The organism is Salinivibrio sp. SS3 (genome assembly GCF_001722105.1).
Taxonomy (GTDB): domain Bacteria; phylum Pseudomonadota; class Gammaproteobacteria; order Enterobacterales; family Vibrionaceae; genus Salinivibrio; species Salinivibrio kushneri.
The window spans coordinates 75,643-90,458 of record NZ_MEBQ01000009.1; the positions used below are offsets into that span (position 1 = coordinate 75,643).

General features: G+C 50.3%; 21 protein-coding genes. 9 read left to right on the forward strand and 12 right to left on the reverse strand.

Annotated features, from left to right (window positions below; translation table 11 throughout):
* Window positions 1-57 precede the first annotated feature (57 nt).
* Window positions 58-219 carry a hypothetical protein gene (locus BGL48_RS16205; RefSeq protein ID WP_176719635.1) on the reverse strand — a complete coding sequence of 54 codons (162 nt, stop codon included), beginning with the start codon at window positions 217-219 and terminating at the stop codon, window positions 58-60.
* Between the two features lie 229 nt (window positions 220-448).
* On the opposite strand from BGL48_RS16205, the gene BGL48_RS05020 reads away from it, so the two are divergent.
* Window positions 449-784 (forward strand): helix-turn-helix transcriptional regulator, encoded by a 336-nt coding sequence (locus BGL48_RS05020; RefSeq protein WP_069361625.1) that lies wholly within the window; start codon window positions 449-451, stop codon window positions 782-784.
* A 32-nt stretch (window positions 785-816) separates the two neighbouring features.
* On the opposite strand, the gene BGL48_RS05025 is transcribed toward BGL48_RS05020, so the two are convergent.
* The 9 genes from BGL48_RS05025 to BGL48_RS05065 form a co-directional block, all read right to left on the reverse strand.
* Window positions 817-1,161, reverse strand: a complete 345-nt coding sequence (locus BGL48_RS05025) for a hypothetical protein (RefSeq protein WP_069361626.1) — start codon at window positions 1,159-1,161, stop codon at window positions 817-819.
* A gap of 10 nt (window positions 1,162-1,171) precedes the next feature.
* Complete coding sequence (locus tag BGL48_RS05030) at window positions 1,172-1,726, reverse strand: 3'-5' exonuclease (protein WP_069361627.1); 555 nt, start codon at window positions 1,724-1,726, stop codon at window positions 1,172-1,174.
* A 9-nt stretch (window positions 1,727-1,735) separates the two neighbouring features.
* A complete protein-coding gene (locus BGL48_RS05035; protein ID WP_069361628.1) occupies window positions 1,736-4,168 on the reverse strand; it encodes a replication endonuclease in 2,433 nt (810 codons plus the stop codon).
* Complete coding sequence (locus BGL48_RS05040; RefSeq protein ID WP_069361629.1) at window positions 4,165-4,401, reverse strand: hypothetical protein; 237 nt, start codon at window positions 4,399-4,401, stop codon at window positions 4,165-4,167. Before BGL48_RS05040 ends, BGL48_RS05035 begins: the two co-directional genes overlap by 4 nt.
* A gap of 8 nt (window positions 4,402-4,409) precedes the next feature.
* Window positions 4,410-4,871, reverse strand: a complete 462-nt coding sequence (locus BGL48_RS05045; protein ID WP_069361630.1) for a hypothetical protein — start codon at window positions 4,869-4,871, stop codon at window positions 4,410-4,412.
* 130 nt (window positions 4,872-5,001) lie between these two features.
* Window positions 5,002-5,211 carry a hypothetical protein gene (locus BGL48_RS05050; protein ID WP_069361631.1) on the reverse strand — a complete coding sequence of 70 codons (210 nt, stop codon included), beginning with the start codon at window positions 5,209-5,211 and terminating at the stop codon, window positions 5,002-5,004.
* Between the two features lie 64 nt (window positions 5,212-5,275).
* Window positions 5,276-5,680, reverse strand: coding sequence for a hypothetical protein (locus BGL48_RS05055; RefSeq protein ID WP_069361632.1), 405 nt, complete (start codon window positions 5,678-5,680; stop codon window positions 5,276-5,278).
* 9 nt (window positions 5,681-5,689) lie between these two features.
* On the reverse strand, window positions 5,690-5,953 hold the full coding sequence (locus BGL48_RS05060; RefSeq protein WP_069361633.1) for a pyocin activator PrtN family protein: 264 nt from the start codon (window positions 5,951-5,953) through the stop codon (window positions 5,690-5,692).
* Window positions 5,954-5,966: 13 nt separating this feature from the next.
* Window positions 5,967-6,488: a phage regulatory CII family protein gene (locus BGL48_RS05065; RefSeq protein WP_176719636.1), complete on the reverse strand. Its 522-nt coding sequence runs from the start codon at window positions 6,486-6,488 to the stop codon at window positions 5,967-5,969.
* A 481-nt stretch (window positions 6,489-6,969) separates the two neighbouring features.
* On the opposite strand from BGL48_RS05065, the gene BGL48_RS05075 reads away from it, so the two are divergent.
* Genes BGL48_RS05075 through BGL48_RS05085 form a run of 3 tightly spaced genes read left to right on the forward strand, consistent with a single transcriptional unit; the run spans window position 6,970 to window position 8,628 of the window.
* Window positions 6,970-7,569 (forward strand): phage repressor protein CI, encoded by a 600-nt coding sequence (locus BGL48_RS05075; protein ID WP_069361636.1) that lies wholly within the window; start codon window positions 6,970-6,972, stop codon window positions 7,567-7,569.
* Window positions 7,570-7,614: 45 nt separating this feature from the next.
* Window positions 7,615-8,067, forward strand: a complete 453-nt coding sequence (locus BGL48_RS05080) for a hypothetical protein (protein ID WP_069361637.1) — start codon at window positions 7,615-7,617, stop codon at window positions 8,065-8,067.
* A gap of 51 nt (window positions 8,068-8,118) precedes the next feature.
* A complete protein-coding gene (locus tag BGL48_RS05085; protein ID WP_069361638.1) occupies window positions 8,119-8,628 on the forward strand; it encodes an SHOCT domain-containing protein in 510 nt (169 codons plus the stop codon).
* 48 nt (window positions 8,629-8,676) lie between these two features.
* Here BGL48_RS05085 and BGL48_RS05090 read toward each other — a convergent pair whose 3' ends face one another.
* Together BGL48_RS05090 and BGL48_RS05095 are read right to left on the reverse strand one after the other, a co-directional pair.
* Window positions 8,677-9,165 (reverse strand): hypothetical protein, encoded by a 489-nt coding sequence (locus BGL48_RS05090; protein WP_069361639.1) that lies wholly within the window; start codon window positions 9,163-9,165, stop codon window positions 8,677-8,679.
* A 102-nt stretch (window positions 9,166-9,267) separates the two neighbouring features.
* Window positions 9,268-10,332: a site-specific integrase gene (locus BGL48_RS05095; RefSeq protein WP_069361640.1), complete on the reverse strand. Its 1,065-nt coding sequence runs from the start codon at window positions 10,330-10,332 to the stop codon at window positions 9,268-9,270.
* Between the two features lie 86 nt (window positions 10,333-10,418).
* On the opposite strand from BGL48_RS05095, the gene dusA reads away from it, so the two are divergent.
* From dusA to BGL48_RS05120, 5 genes are all read left to right on the forward strand, one after another.
* On the forward strand, window positions 10,419-11,447 hold the full coding sequence (dusA, locus tag BGL48_RS05100; RefSeq protein ID WP_069361641.1) for a tRNA dihydrouridine(20/20a) synthase DusA: 1,029 nt from the start codon (window positions 10,419-10,421) through the stop codon (window positions 11,445-11,447).
* Window positions 11,448-11,605: 158 nt separating this feature from the next.
* Window positions 11,606-11,869: an envelope stress response protein PspG gene (gene pspG, locus BGL48_RS05105; protein ID WP_069361642.1), complete on the forward strand. Its 264-nt coding sequence runs from the start codon at window positions 11,606-11,608 to the stop codon at window positions 11,867-11,869.
* Between the two features lie 161 nt (window positions 11,870-12,030).
* On the forward strand, window positions 12,031-12,684 hold the full coding sequence (locus tag BGL48_RS05110; protein ID WP_069361643.1) for a TIGR04219 family outer membrane beta-barrel protein: 654 nt from the start codon (window positions 12,031-12,033) through the stop codon (window positions 12,682-12,684).
* 215 nt (window positions 12,685-12,899) lie between these two features.
* A complete protein-coding gene (gene exaC / locus BGL48_RS05115; RefSeq protein ID WP_069361644.1) occupies window positions 12,900-14,408 on the forward strand; it encodes an acetaldehyde dehydrogenase ExaC in 1,509 nt (502 codons plus the stop codon).
* A 123-nt stretch (window positions 14,409-14,531) separates the two neighbouring features.
* Entirely contained in the window at window positions 14,532-14,759 is a 228-nt protein-coding gene (locus tag BGL48_RS05120; protein WP_069361645.1) for a thymidylate kinase, read from the forward strand.
* The last annotated feature ends 57 nt before the right edge of the window (window positions 14,760-14,816 follow it).

Here is a 14,816-nt window from a genome sequence, read left to right on the forward strand (position 1 = left end):
AAACCAGACAACAGTCACAAAAAAGCCAGCGCTTGGCTGGCTAGGGGCGTCATGAGGTTACAAGCTACTACCAACGCTCTCGCGCTGCTCCTCGCTGTCTTTTGCTATCAATCGATAGAGATAGGCTTCAATTGCGGTTTTGTCGGTATCCGCACTGCATGTGTCTTGCGATAACGCGCACTCCAGCCACGCCACCGCTTGCTTTGATATATCAGACATTTAGCCTCCTGACTGTCCCCGACCACTGTATATTAATACAGTATTTTTGGTTATTGCAACTGTACGTTATTGAGCTAATACTTACTAATGCGTTTTTATGAGCTACAATATTTGGAACGAACACTACAAAAAGCGTTGCTGATTAAATGCGACGCTGCGCACGTCTGATAGTGCGCTAGCCATTTTTGGCGCAATGTGCAGTTTTTTACGCCAAACCAGACTGGAGAAAATGACTAAGCGTGCTATCAAGGGACCCGACCCCGCTATCTTGTTTTTTATTCGTCAGCGCATCGTTTATAAAATGACGCAGCAGGATGTCGCGCATCAAGCAGGCATCCCTTTTCGCACGTATCAGCGACTTGAGACCGGGCAAGCTGAGCTGAAAATGAGCCAGTTTCGCAAGCTGTGTCGTTTGTTTGATGTGACGTCGGTTGATGTCGCTTTGGGCGAGCTGCAATTTCGTCGCCGTTATGCGGCAGACGTGGCGAGCGTGGCCGCCACATTGCCGTTTGAGGTGCGCGAGCACTTTTTACAACTGATGATCGCGATTAGGAAAGAGGTGTAGTGAGTTACCACAGAATCTGTGGGTAACTTCTATCATTCATTGCTTATTACTATCCTGCCTTTAAACTTGAATGCATCCGCTAACGCTATCTTGGCTTTCTCATCCAGCTCTTCTAACGCTTTTGCGCTCACGTGCAGTGCTGATAAACCCCCAGCGTTATCGGTACTAACACTCACGAACCGGCTTGGCGTCTCGGCGTCGCACATGTTCAATATTGCATTTAGCGCTGAGCAGTTCTCTAGTTCCGCCATTTTGTTGAACTGGTCTAGCGGTGTGTTTACGCCCGGGTATGACTGCCAACCGTTCTCGTCATCCAGCCCCAGCCAATCGCCTTTGTTGTCGATCTCGACCTCGAGTAGCACTTTTACTTTTTCCATAGTGGGCGCCTCACTCACTAGCCATTGCTTTAATGATCCCCAACGTTAGCTGGCAGTCAGCCAGTGCGCGGTGGGCTTTTCCTTCGATAACGACGCCTTGTTGTTTTGCCGCGTTGCCAAGGCGCTGCCATTTGTATTGCTCACGGTAGCCATCCCATTCACCGTAGAACTCTGCATAGGTCAGCATGGCGCAATCAGCATCTAGCCATATTGTTTCCAGTATGTTGTGCAAATTGCTTGTTTGGTCGATGATTCTTAGGTCGTAGTCAGCGTTATAAATGACTAAATCACGCCCTATAACCACTTGCTCAAATTGCCGAATTACATCAGGCCATGTTGGTGCAGTGGCTACCATCTCATTAGTGATCCCGTGAATATCCGTAGCCTCAGCGGGTATGGGTTGCGTTGGTTTTACCAGGGTGTCGAGCAACACTTTACCTGTGCAATCGATGACGCTTATTTCGACTATTTCATCCGTATCGCCAAGGCCTGTTGTCTCGGTATCAAGTATTAGCGCATTGTTTTTTATCCACTGCTGAGCGCGTTGCTTGGGTGTCAAATCCATAGAGCCTCCTTATATTTCTGGCCAGTCGTCTATCCACGGCAGGTCATCCAATGGCGCATCGAGGCGGCATAGATAATCGCTGTCGTTTGGTGGGTCACTTTGAATGAGCTGCACGTGTCCGTTTTGGTGCGCAACTTTGAGGATGGTGTCGTTGCCGACACCGATTTTTTGTCCTTTGAGCAGTCTGCTTAGGTTGTCATCGTCCAGTTCGTAGGCTTGGCCAACAATGTTCAAGAACTCAGACCGGATCCGTTCTTTAAAATCGTCGCCAGAGGTGGGCGTACAGTTATTGACAGAACTCCGAGAGGCGGCTGCGCCGCCAGAAAGAGCATCAGCCACCTGCGCGACTTTTGACTTCAGCACTATTTGGAACCGCCGTAGCCGTGTTTTTATCTCCATGCCTGCGGCATCGATGCCCCCGATTTTTGAAACCGCCTCACCATACGGTGATCCGAATGGCGTCACGTCGTAGGTGTTGCGGATAATCAGATCTTTGCGCTTAACGAACGGCCCACCTTGCCCCATCACATAGCCCATCCAGTCGCCGGTGTCTGCGCTTTGCATTGCTTGCACCACATTGCCGTTTTGGTGCTCAACGGTTGGTTGGTACACGTTGCTGATGCGCGCAAAGAGGTCTTTGGTTTTCAGTTTTTTGGCGGGTAGGCGAGGGCCGTGCAAATCAGCGGCCATCGCATGGTCGTTGTAAATGGCAATCAGCTCTTTGCGGCTTAGCGTGGTTAGGTATTCGTTAAAGCTGGCTTTGTCGATGTTTGCATAACGGCGCAGCTCGCGGTATGTCGTGACCGGTGCGCCGCCAAAGAACTGGAACTGACGAATTGACCAGCGCGACTTCCACGCGCACACGTTCTTGGCCGTTTCTTTGATGCTTTCGCCGGTTTCGTCGTCTTTGTCTTGGTCCATCGCAAAGCCATCAATGTTTTTACTGATGTATTTCGCGATGTATCCGGTTGCTGTGCCTTTCTCGGGGTCGATGATTTTCACATCGCAGCGGGGGCGATAATCGAGCGGCCCCACGTATTCGCGTGTTTTGGTTTTCTTGGGTAGCAACTCGGCGGTGTCGTCTTCTATCGCGTATTCAATAAACACATTGCGCGCATGGGCGACGTTTTCGGGCGTTAGCCATAGCAGCAAGTGCCAGTGCGGGGTGCCGTCGTGGTGCGGCTCGGCCACTCGCACACCAAACCAGCGCACATCATCACGCGCGAGTTGCGCACGAATGCGAGACCATACGGCGTTTAAGTAGCTTTGCGCATCGCGGGGGCTGGCGCCGTTCCAGTTTTCAATAAATCCGCCTTTCTTGCGCGTGTTGTGATATTTGGATGGCGCGGTCAAGGTGAGGAATAAACCGGTTAAACCGAGGTGGTTGGCTATGTCTTCACAGCCACGGGTGCGCACCATGAGTTCGTGGCGACGGATCGCAGGGTTGGCCACCGAGCGCAACACCATGTCGGATAAATCCACGGTTTCTTCCGTGTCTTCATCTATCAGTACGCTTTTCTCAATGTACTGCCAGTTTTTGCGCTGCTGCTCTTTGTATTCACTCAAGCAATCGCGCGAGCAATAAGTGCTGGCACTTTTGGATACTTGGCCCATTGCAATCGCAAGATGCTCACGCATGAGTGCGCGCGCTTTCTTTAATCGACGTTGCCACCACTTGGTGTCGAGCAGTTTTAATAAGCCGCATTGCGCGTGTTCGGGGAGCAGTTTCTTGCGTTGCTCGGGTTGGGGGATCCCCATCGATTCGGCAAAGTTGGCGAGCTCGCGATAGACGCGGAGTGCAGTTTCGTCTTCTGCCTCGTCAATATCTTCATGCACCAACAGGTGAAGTTGGTTTTGCGCGGCTTGCGCGAGTTTAAATGCCATGTCTGCGATTTCGTCTTGCTCGAGCTCAGCAAGAATGCGCTCACGTGGCGCGTTGTTCTTGGCCTTGTCGAGATTCATGCTGATTTGTGGCGCGGTGCAGCCCGTCGGGTTGTGACGATATTCGATATCTGCATTGCGCAGCGCCTCTTCGGCATCCTCGCTAATTTGCAGCGCCTTGGATTGGGTAGGCAGGTTTTGATAACGCTTCATCACCAATCGAATGCGGCGTTGTAGTTCACCACCCATTCGATTGCGGATAAATGTGTTGGCCATGCGGCGGCCGTTTTGCTTGTATTCACGCACATACCGATCGGCAAAATACCGAGTAAGGTAGTCGGGCAAGTTGCGGAAATACGGGCGCAGAAAATCGAAGTCATCCGGGTTGGCTTCCCAGAGTTTACGCTCAACCGGTGACATGCCATCAGGCTCGCGCTCGATTTGCTGAGGCTCACAATAGTAATCATCAACAGTAGGCGCGGGCAGTTCACCAGCCGCCCACAATGCCGCTAGTTTTTCTGCCTGCGCTATCTGGTAAGGCGAGCGGTATTGCTTGCTCATTGCACACCCATTTCTGCCAGTTCGTGCGCGGTAGCGACTAAATAGCCACCCAAACCATTACCACGAGTAATCACACCCTTAAAAAGGTGCTGGCATTTTAGGTTTTCGCAGGCTTGGTCGATGGCGGTTTGCATATCATCCAGCTCGCCAACTTCGATGGCCTTTGGTTCTTCTGTCTCAGGGTGACGAACAACGCCGCCATCGCCGCTTAATTGAATTGCGTAATATTGCATGCCGCCTCCTACTTCACTGCTGATTGCGCGCTTTCGACGATTCGGAAATCTCCATCACGGTCGAATACTCGGTTCATCAACAGCGCTTCGATGTGCTCCGTTTCGCGGTATAAGTCTTCCCTTGTTTCGCGGTATAAGTCTGCCCTTGCTGCCCGTCGGGCAATATTGATGTCGAGAAAGAAATATCCATATCGGTTCATCGCATCAATCAACGCTTTGGTTTCCTGCTCGAGTTGTTCGAGTGTTCTGTGCGTCGTCAATTCTGATAAATGACTGGGGTCTGGTCTTATGCTGTCGCGGCGGCTAATGGATAGCGCGGGCAGGGCATGCTCTCCCCAGCTTGGGTGCTCAATCATCTTGCCGATGAATAAGCCTTCCACGCATTCAATTAACGCGCAGAGTTGACTGTCTTCATCCAAATACAGCTGTCCGCGCACGGGGTTACCTTTTCCGTTCCAATACTTTTGCATCGTGTTAATCCTTTTTAGTGGGGGTGAATGTGCCCTTGAGCACGTAGTAAGCGCATTCAAAATCGAGTTGCTTTTGCACATAAAAATCGAGCTTTACGCCCGTGAGTAGATAGATGCCCATCCCTTGCTCCTATAAATACTTGATTGAATTAGCGGCGAACTGCTCGGCCATTTCTTGGGTGACGTGAGTTTCTGGCGTGATAAGCGCGCAGACTGTCCAGCGCTCGGGGTTGGGGCTTTCGAGCTCTAGCTCACGGGCGATGCTCATTGTGCGGGCGCTGTATTCTGGAGCGCTGACGGTGACGTTGCCGTGCGGCGTGGTGAATGTTTGCTGTGTCATCTTTCGTTCTCCCTAAAACGAGTGACAAAAAAAGCCCCTTGCGGGGCAAACGCTGATGCAGTGGCTAGCGAAAATCGGCTTTGTCTAAGCGCTTAACTGGACCAAGCACGGTCGAAAAGCGGTTGACGATGCGCTCGAGGCGAGCAAGTCCAACGCGCAGTTTGTCGCGGTCGGCGGTGTCAAAGTCTTCAAAGTTCCAGGTGTGCAGGTGGTGATCTAAACCACCGGCAGCTAACACCATGGCGCGTTCGGCAGCGGCGAGGCTGTTAAATGCCATTCGTAACTGGCTGGCGCGGTGGCTGCGCCCAAACAACGCGCGGGCTTCTGCAATGCTTTCCGCCGCGGTTTTGGGTTGCGCGGTGGCTTCATCAATGGCGGCGTCCCATTCGGCAAAATTTCGCGGGCGGCCGGTGATCACTCGCAGGCTGAGTGCTTTGTGTTGGTTGCTGATGTTTTCGGCTTGAGACATGGTTCCCTCCTAAGCGGCTGGCGTGTTAACGGCAGTCCACTCTTCTTTGGCCTGCTTGTAACGCGCGTCGATGTATTCTGCTAAATCGCTGACGTGAATTAGCGTCGGGCTGCGCTCGCTATCGCGCAGTTTGAAAGTGGGCACGGGGAACGTGCCGGCTTTGGCTTGCTGTTCTGCGGTGTTCTTTTTCACGCCAAAAAACTCTTCACACACGTCTTTCAGCGGGATGGTTGTCGTTTCGTACTGAGCAAGTAACGCAAATTGGGTGTTCATCGGTGTCGTCTCCTTAACTCAAGCCGGGAATAGGCATGCCGTTGCCGACGGCATCAACGGCCATCGACAGGAACGGCGTCATGCCGGATGTGCGGTTTTCTAAATCGCTCACCATCATCACTAGGTTGCGGATGCCTCGGTGGGCGGTCTCTTTTAAGCGGTCGCGCTCGGTGCGCGGTAGGTAGTGGTTGCCGCCGTGTTGCAAGGCAGCGGCAGAAATCTCCCCCGCGTGCTGGCTGGCTTGCAGTGCGCGAGTGGCAAGGCTGGCCGCCTCGTCGCTCTCGGGCACCTTGGCGGCCACCATTCTCAAATCAAACAGCAGTCCACTGACTAGCGTCTCGTCGTCGGTCACGTGCGTGAGCGTGGCCAGTTCCTTGGCTGTGAGTTGATGCGGCTGCTCAGGGTTGAGCTTGTTGCGCAGCACTTGCGCACGGATCTCACTTTGCGACGCCAATTGCTGCAAATTGTGGCGGTTTGCAAATGCGCAACACGCATCGTCAAAAGACTGATGTTTGAGCTGACGAAATTCACACATTGAGTCATTCCCTTCCATGATTGACACTCAAATGAGTACGTAGGGCGCCAGCACTGACGCAATGCCAACAATGTGTAGCCAAACAGGGCACTTTGGTTCGCTTGGCTGGTCTGAGGTCTGCGACTCCCAGCGCCAATCGCGGATTGCTGGCATGGGTTTTGAGTTAAAAAGGTTGAGGAATGGCATGATTAGGCCTCCTGCTCAGCGGCACGCTGGGCAAGCTTAACCATGTTGATCAGGACAGCGCTTTGGGCTGACGCCTTTGGCATAACGGGGATTTCGCCACATGAGATGGCACGGTTTAGGGAAGATTGTGACCACCCTGTGCGACGTAAAAATTCCTTTTTTGTGCACACAGGCGTGTCAATTGCTATTTGAAGTGCTGCCATGATGGTATCCTCTAGCGTATACAGGAATCATATTGAGCGTTATCGGTCTCTATAGCGCTCACTGAATGTCATATGAGGACTATAGATCTCAAATGAAATCATTACAACCACAAATTAAACCCTTTCCCTATTCAAAAGGGAGGGCTTTGATAGAAAAAATGAAGCAGATCACAAACGTGAGTACTGATTTGCAGTTTGCGGACGTAATTGGAATCTCGAAGTCGACGATTGCAACATGGGTTAATCGTGAGATGACTCCATTTGAGATTGTTATCCGTTTACATCTAGCAACTGGTGTCTCTCTTAGGTCTCTTCTGCTCGATGATGGCGAGCTATTTGATAAAGCTTTCGACGGTGTGGAGGAAGTAGAGGGCAGGCGGTTGATTAACGGCCGTCTGGAGAAGTCACAGCCGGTACTGTTCGACCCCATTGTTTTGAATGACTTTGGCGTGAAAGCCGTTCAATCCAAGGTCGTAGAACTGGATAACGAAAAGCTACTGGTAAACTTTGAAGAAACGTCTGCAAGCTCAGGTCGCTACGTTATCGACATAGATGGCACCGTTTCTATCAACCAAATCCAACGCTTACCAGGCAAAAGGCTAGCGATTAACTTTAATGAAAGCAGCTTTACTGTGACGGACGACGAGATCTCTGTTCTTGGCCGTGTCGTTATGAGCATGAAAAAAGAATAACCAGCGCCCGTAGAGGCGCTTTTTCAGTTGGTTTAGGGAGGAATCATGAACATAAACAAGGCTTTGTTCTGTCTTTGTTGTACGGCTGTGTTGTTAACAAAATCAGCTTATGCCAATGAAAGCAATGAGCTGGATTGCCGTTACTCTGCTGATTTAGTTGTTTCAACGACCCCGCTCATTCAGGAGATCGCAGGTAAGTTTAAAAATAGAATTAGCTATCAAGACTATACAAAATGGAGAATGGGAGTTTTACAACCCCAACTTGAAGAGCTAGAAAGTAAATACCACAAATCACCTTACCCGTATCAAAACTTTGACTATCCCGTCTATATGAACGTTGTATCTGACTATCTTGGTAGAGTTCGCCTTTTAAGCCAGAGTGTTTATACGACATTACGATATGGTGAGAGCAAAAAAGAGTCAGTGAAAACGCAATGGGTCGCAATCAAGAAGTCAGGCGAATATTTTTCCCAAAGCTGCCCTGACGTATTTAAGTGAAAAAGGCAGACACTATTAGACAATCAGCCTTAGTCGGTTTAGGGAGAAACGATGAAAGAATCAAAGCACGTTACTAAGTTTAAATCTGATCACTTACAGCCTGGCGAGTCCGTTATCGCATGGTCTAAGGGCTATATTGGCGAGTCGATGGGGCGAGGAGATAAAACTCAGCATAGTGGTGTGTTAATTGTTACCGAATCGAGAGCTGTTTTTTATCGCAAAGGTTTTACGGGTGAAATTATAGAGACCATGCCGCTTAAGTCGATTTCGTCCATTGAACGCAAGTCTACCTTTGGGTTCCGAACCATTACCATGCACGCGAGTCATGATGACTTATCTTTTAAAAGCACCGCCAGCAAAGAGGAAAATCAAGCGCTGGTTGATACGATAGAGCGTGGCCGCGCTGATGCCCCATCACCCTCTCAGCCTGCTGCCGAGCCAGAGCAAAACCAGCCCGACGCGATAGAGCAAATCAAAAAGCTGGCAGAGCTAAAGGATGCAGGCGTTCTCACTGATGAAGAGTTTCAGGCAAAGAAAGAGAAGTTGCTTGCGGAGATATGATCTTCAGTTTTAAAGGCTGGTATAGGCGCTGCATTCAGCGCCTTATTTTTATGCTGAACGCATCACTATCTCTGTGAGATTATCTTTATCGAATTCTTGGTAGTTATTTGGAGCCCCCGGGACACCCAAGCAAATCTTCCAAGTTTGAGGCGTTTGCGTCCCTCTCTTGTACACTCCATCATCTTCATTGCCAAAAGACGTTAGCTGAATTTGCGCTACCTCTTTACTACCAGCCTTAACCTTAAATGCACCGTTTACACCAATAAAACAGCAGCCCTCGGGCTCTATGGTAACAGTGCGACAATTTGGCATTTCTATCACTAGCTTCTGAGTTGAATAATCACCGATTAGTTCTTCGCTAAGGACGATGGGGACTCTTTCTTGATGAATTTTATCGTGATTAAACCATCCCTCAATTTGGGCCAGTATTCTCTCAATTTGTTCTAGCCACTTTTCCTTTCTTATTTCTACCCCCTGCTCCTTTTCATTAGTGTCTTCTTCTCTTTCTCTCAGAAACTTATCTAATTTATCGTTCATGACTTTCGCCTGCTTCTTGTTAATGGAAAAACCAGACTGCAAGGCGACAAAAGAAAGGTAAACACCCCTGAATGCATTTTGAGACAGAGCTAGATTAATTTTTTATTTCTTGTCATGCAGCTTATGCGGGAACAACTCCGTGTACACGGTCCATAGCACGTTTAAGTTGCGGTGGCCTGTCACCTGCGCCACTTCCTCAATCGAATAGCCTTTCTCAAACAGTCGGCTGGCACCCTCGCGGCGTAAATCGTGATAGCGCAAATCTGTAATTCCTAGCGCATTGCGCACACGCTGAAATCCGGCAGTGACTGAGCGCGGGTTATACGGAAATATCCGATCGCTTTCTCTTGGTTGGCGCATCACAATATCAAAGCTTTCACCCAGCAAGGGGACCAACATGTGGTTGCCGCTTTTCTTGCGCGGGTCTTTGCGGTTACGGACTAGCACCTGTTTGTTCTTTTCGTCTAAGTCTTTCCAGGTTAGTGCGCAAACTTCGCCAATGCGCATACAGGTAAGCACGGAAAAATCGAGAATATCAATAAACGGAATACGCACGTTGCCGTTCTTGCGGAAGTTTTGCCGCTGCAGCAGCCCCTCGCGCAGTTGCTCGATTTCGTTCTCGTTCGGTCTCCGCGTTCGCTTCTCACTTCTGCCGATCAGTTTCATCTCAACCAGTATCGGAATGGTTTCTTCGAACACGCCAACGTTCGCATCGATATTAAACACGGGTTTGGCTTTGCGCATCACAGAACGTAAATACGCCACGTCGTGGTAAACGGTAACTGGCTTAGCACTGGCGGCTATACGGTTTTTGCAGTGCTGGATGATGTCGCTGGGTTTTAGTTCGTTGCTGAGCACATTGGCAATGTCGCAGTCCCTCAGCATTTCGATCACGTAGCGTTTCGTGCGCCCCGTGTTGTTCCATAAGTCGGCATCGTATATGTATTTTTCGATAAGCTCGCCAAGCGTAACAACTTGTGACTTGTTCACGCCCTCGGCTTCTAGCTCGAAAACCCGTTTTTTACCATACTCAACGGCGTGTGCTTTTTTCCTGAATGTTTTTTGCTCTCGGTGTATAATCCGGCCGCCTTTTTTGATGACGACCTGAGAGCGGTATCGAGATTCACCACTGACAAGTTTACGGTGTTCTATAGAGTACGATGCCATTCCGTCCTACCAGTTCGGGGAGACTATAGGGAGACTGTACATCAAAATTCGCTATAATTTAACCGAATTCGCAGTAATTGAGACTTATGACAAATGCAGTAAAAACACAGGCCTCACGCGGTCTCAAGCCAAATTATCCAATGCAACGATTTTCCGTGGCACCGATGCTCGATTGGACCGATCGTCACTGCCGTTATTTTCATCGCTTACTATCAGATCACACGTTGCTGTTTACCGAGATGGTCACCACAGGTGCGATCATTCATGGTAAGGCGGATTACCTTGCTTACCACGAGCAGGAGCATCCGGTGGCGTTGCAGCTGGGAGGATCGGATCCGGCGGATTTGGCAACATGCGCTAAGCTGGCGGCCGAGCGTGGTTATGATGAAATTAACCTCAACGTTGGTTGCCCATCGGATCGGGTGCAAAACGGGCGATTTGGGGCGTGCTTAATGGCTGAACCTGAGCTGGTGGCGCAGTGCGTGGCCGCGATGCGTGAAGTAACCGATGTGCCTATTACGGTGAAAACTCGCATTGGTATTGATGAACAAGACAGCTATGAATTTTTGACTGACTTTGTGGGTATCGTCAGTGAAAAGAGTGGCTGCGATATGTTTACCGTGCATGCACGTAAGGCGTGGTTGAAAGGTCTGAGCCCTAAAGAAAATCGGGAGATCCCGCCGCTGGATTACCCGCGTGTGTACCAGCTGAAAAAAGATTTTCCGCACCTGACGCTTGCCATCAATGGCGGGGTGAAAAGCCTTGAGGAGGCGGAGCAGCACCTTGCGCATCTTGATGGTGTGATGGTTGGCCGCCAAGCCTATCAGAGCCCGTTTATGTTGGCCGAGGTCGATCAGCGTTTATTTGGTAAGACAACCCCTCGCATTACACGTCGCCAAGCAGTCGAGGCGATGTTCCCATACATCGAGCAGCAGCTTACTCACGGGGCGCAACTCAATCATATCAGCCGCCATATGTTAGGTCTGTTCCAAAATATGCCAGGCGCGCGGCAGTGGCGCCGTTATATCAGCGAGAATGCGCACAAGCCGGGCGCTGGGATTGAGGTACTGACCACTGCAATGAGCCATATCCCCGAGCAATGGCTTGACGCCTAATCCGGTGAAAATCACCACTTGTTGGTGCCAATCTAACCGCACCTTCATTTCATCTTGAAGGCATTTCTGTAATCTATTGAATTAATGATCAATTATCGAGTGACAAATTGGCCTAAAACCTGCAAAGTCTGTCTCGCTATCAAGACAAGGAGATCGCAATGATCGAAATACTCTTTCTGATTGGCTTTGCTGTTGTATTGTTCATGACAGGCGTGAGCATCATGGGCATGGTGCTGGCCATGCTGGCAGGCTTTGCTGTGATGATGTTGGCCGGGATGATAGGGACCCTGCTTAAGCTACTACCATGGCTTTTGGTGATCGCTTTGGTCGTTTGGCTGGTTAAACGCCAGCGTCGCGGCCGCAAAGGTGAGCCTGAAGTGATTATCAATGAAAAGCGCTGGGCACGATTCCGTCGCCGCTAAGCGCACAAAATTTGCGCGTTGACACAGCAAACGCATGCTGTTGCGGTTTTTTCTCTTCACCTCGGCACAAAGCTTGCTATTATTCTAAGCAATCGGCGACAAGGCATGGCTTTGCCGCCTCCGCGTGACGACCTTTTTTAATCGACAATGTGGAGAGTTTCATGAAAACCACTTCAATGACGCTTGCCGCCGCAGCGTTTACCGCGCTACTGGCCATGCCGTCTCAAGCAGCCACCCTTGCCGGGGGAAAAGTCGGCGCTGATGCTTGGTTTATGGATGCTGACGTCAATAATGTAGAAGCCGATGATGCGAGCACGGCTGGCTCTTACTATGCGGCAATTGAGCACCCACTTCCGCTGATCCCCAATGCAAAAATCCGTCAAACGTCGGTGAGTGTTGATGGAGCAGATACGGGAAAAGTTGATTTTGACCAAATCGATTTTGTTGCCTACTACGAGTTTCTCGATAACGATCTCGTATCGGTGGATGCGGGCATTAATATGCAGCGTTTCCAATCTGGCAAGTTTCAAGGACAAAGTTTTGACGAGTGGCAACCGAACATTTATGCCGATGCACGTGTAGGTCTAGTCGGCACGCCTTTATTTGTATTTGCCACCGTGAGCAAAGGCGAGTTTGATGGTACCAGCACCTTGGATGCCGAAGCGGGCTTGCAATATCAGTTAGGTTTAGTGGCCGCTGATTTGAACGTACGAGGCGGGTATCGGATGATTGATCACGATTTCGATTATTTTGACAATAACAAAGGTGAGCTTGATCTGACTGGCTTCTTTGTTGGTGCAGAGCTCGACTTTTAATCGGTTGAACGTCAAGGCAACGAGTAAAAACCGCGCATAGGCGCGGTTTTTTATACCTGAAGATTCCTCCTATTCGCATCTGTCGCCCATGTCTCACTGCGACTTTCGCCTAATACCCAGCGATAAAAAACTCTGCCACGCTTTTTGAGTAATAACGGCAAGGAGAGAGCAGTACGTGCTCCGCCATCAACTCAAACATGGAATAAGGAAAGAGTATGATTTACGCAAAACCAGGAACAGATGGGTCAGTGGTGAGCTTTAAGTCGCGTTATCAAAACTTTATTGGAGGTGATTGGGTGCCGCCGGTGAAAGGCCAGTATTTTGCCAATACGTCACCGTGCACTGGCGAAACCCTTGCTGAAGTGCCGCGCTCAAGTAGCGATGATGTCGATCTGGCACTGGATGCGGCTCATGGCGCCAAAGACGCATGGGGGAAAACCTCTGTCACTGATCGCGCCAATATTCTGTTAAAAATTGCTGATCGGATTGAAGCGAACCTCGAAATGCTCGCGGTGGCGGAAACCTGGGAAAACGGTAAAGCGGTGCGTGAAACTCTGGCGGCCGATATTCCGCTTTGCGCCGACCACTTCCGCTACTTTGCCGGCTGTATTCGTGCTCAAGAGGGCACCGCGGCGGAGCTGGATGCGGGCACAGTGGCGTATCATATTTACGAGCCATTGGGGGTGGTAGGACAAATCATTCCGTGGAATTTCCCTTTGCTGATGGCGTCATGGAAGCTTGCGCCGGCCTTGGCGGCTGGGAACTGCGTGGTGCTAAAGCCGGCGGAGCAAACCCCAACGACCATCTTGCTGCTGATGGAATTGATTGGTGATCTATTGCCAGCGGGTGTGGTTAACGTGGTCAATGGTTATGGCGCCGAAGCCGGACAGGCACTCGCGACGTCCCCACGGATTGCCAAGCTCGCGTTTACGGGGTCAACGCCAGTCGGTCACCACATTCTGCGTTGTGCGGCAGAAAACCTCATTCCGTCAACCGTCGAGCTGGGTGGCAAATCGCCCAACATCTATTTTGAAGACGTGATGCAGCAAGAAGAAGCCTATATCAATAAAGCGGTAGAAGGCCTGTTGCTTGGCTTTTTCAACCAAGGCGAAGTATGCACCTGTCCGTCGCGCGCGCTGATCCAGGAAAGCATCTACGACGACTTTATCGCACGTGTGATTGAGCGTGCAGGGACGATAAAACAAGGTAACCCGCTCGATACCGAGACCCAAGTGGGCGCGCAAGCGTCCGATGAGCAGTTCGATAAGATCATGAGCTATTTGAAGGTCGGTCAAGAAGAAGGCGCGAAGGTCTTAATTGGCGGTAGCCATCAGGATTTGGGCGGCGGCTATTACGTGCAGCCGACCTTACTGCAAGGGCACAATGACATGCGTGTGTTCCAAGAAGAGATCTTTGGGCCCGTAATTGGAGTGACCACCTTCAAAGATGAGGCGGAAGCGTTGGCGATTGCCAACCACACCGAGTACGGGTTGGGCGCAGGGCTTTGGACACGTGATATGAACCGCGCTTATCGTGTAGGACGTGCGATTGAAGCAGGGCGGGTCTGGACTAACTGCTATCACCTTTATCCGGCCCATGCCGCCTTTGGTGGCTACAAAAAATCCGGTATTGGACGAGAGACACATAAAATGATGCTGGGTCACTATCAACAAACGAAGAACTTACTCGTTAGCTACGACATTGATCCATTGGGCTTCTTTTAATAGAGAACCCCTAAAAGCAGGGGCGGGGATAACATCGCCTCTGCGCATCAAGCTTCCCGCATGGCAGCTTTGCTTATCTGAGACTAAACTCAATAGGTGATCCAATTGAGTGGGCAAAGCATCATGACAGCCGAACAGCTACGTGCTTTATACCGTCAACAGCTTTTGATTGAAGCGGTCGTTGAGCCTTCGTTAGATAGCGAAGGGTGGGTGGTTGAGTGTCGACACACCAGTGGCGGTTTAATGGCGCTTACCAATGCTGAAGGGATTGAACAATGCTTTACCGATATTGACCAAGCGACCTTGAACGCGCTTGAGATTGGTTTTCAGCAAGTACGTATTGCTGACTAACATTATTTTCCCGCTCAATGACACGCGATTACGTACCTACCTTACAAAACGTTATAA

Bases quoted from the DNA above. Each gene is read 5' to 3' on its own strand.
- BGL48_RS16205 (WP_176719635.1), bottom strand. From the start codon at position 219: ATGTCTGATATATCAAAGCAAGCGGTGGCGTGGCTGGAGTGCGCGTTA.
- BGL48_RS05020 (WP_069361625.1), top strand. From the start codon at position 449: ATGACTAAGCGTGCTATCAAGGGACCCGACCCCGCTATCTTGTTTTTT.
- BGL48_RS05025 (WP_069361626.1), bottom strand. From the start codon at position 1,161: ATGGAAAAAGTAAAAGTGCTACTCGAGGTCGAGATCGACAACAAAGGC.
- BGL48_RS05030 (WP_069361627.1), bottom strand. From the start codon at position 1,726: ATGGATTTGACACCCAAGCAACGCGCTCAGCAGTGGATAAAAAACAAT.
- BGL48_RS05035 (WP_069361628.1), bottom strand. From the start codon at position 4,168: ATGAGCAAGCAATACCGCTCGCCTTACCAGATAGCGCAGGCAGAAAAA.
- BGL48_RS05040 (WP_069361629.1), bottom strand. From the start codon at position 4,401: ATGCAATATTACGCAATTCAATTAAGCGGCGATGGCGGCGTTGTTCGT.
- BGL48_RS05045 (WP_069361630.1), bottom strand. From the start codon at position 4,871: ATGCAAAAGTATTGGAACGGAAAAGGTAACCCCGTGCGCGGACAGCTG.
- BGL48_RS05050 (WP_069361631.1), bottom strand. From the start codon at position 5,211: ATGACACAGCAAACATTCACCACGCCGCACGGCAACGTCACCGTCAGC.
- BGL48_RS05055 (WP_069361632.1), bottom strand. From the start codon at position 5,680: ATGTCTCAAGCCGAAAACATCAGCAACCAACACAAAGCACTCAGCCTG.
- BGL48_RS05060 (WP_069361633.1), bottom strand. From the start codon at position 5,953: ATGAACACCCAATTTGCGTTACTTGCTCAGTACGAAACGACAACCATC.
- BGL48_RS05065 (WP_176719636.1), bottom strand. From the start codon at position 6,488: ATGTGTGAATTTCGTCAGCTCAAACATCAGTCTTTTGACGATGCGTGT.
- BGL48_RS05075 (WP_069361636.1), top strand. From the start codon at position 6,970: ATGAAATCATTACAACCACAAATTAAACCCTTTCCCTATTCAAAAGGG.
- BGL48_RS05080 (WP_069361637.1), top strand. From the start codon at position 7,615: ATGAACATAAACAAGGCTTTGTTCTGTCTTTGTTGTACGGCTGTGTTG.
- BGL48_RS05085 (WP_069361638.1), top strand. From the start codon at position 8,119: ATGAAAGAATCAAAGCACGTTACTAAGTTTAAATCTGATCACTTACAG.
- BGL48_RS05090 (WP_069361639.1), bottom strand. From the start codon at position 9,165: ATGAACGATAAATTAGATAAGTTTCTGAGAGAAAGAGAAGAAGACACT.
- BGL48_RS05095 (WP_069361640.1), bottom strand. From the start codon at position 10,332: ATGGCATCGTACTCTATAGAACACCGTAAACTTGTCAGTGGTGAATCT.
- dusA (WP_069361641.1), top strand. From the start codon at position 10,419: ATGACAAATGCAGTAAAAACACAGGCCTCACGCGGTCTCAAGCCAAAT.
- pspG (WP_069361642.1), top strand. From the start codon at position 11,606: ATGATCGAAATACTCTTTCTGATTGGCTTTGCTGTTGTATTGTTCATG.
- BGL48_RS05110 (WP_069361643.1), top strand. From the start codon at position 12,031: ATGAAAACCACTTCAATGACGCTTGCCGCCGCAGCGTTTACCGCGCTA.
- exaC (WP_069361644.1), top strand. From the start codon at position 12,900: ATGATTTACGCAAAACCAGGAACAGATGGGTCAGTGGTGAGCTTTAAG.
- BGL48_RS05120 (WP_069361645.1), top strand. From the start codon at position 14,532: ATGACAGCCGAACAGCTACGTGCTTTATACCGTCAACAGCTTTTGATT.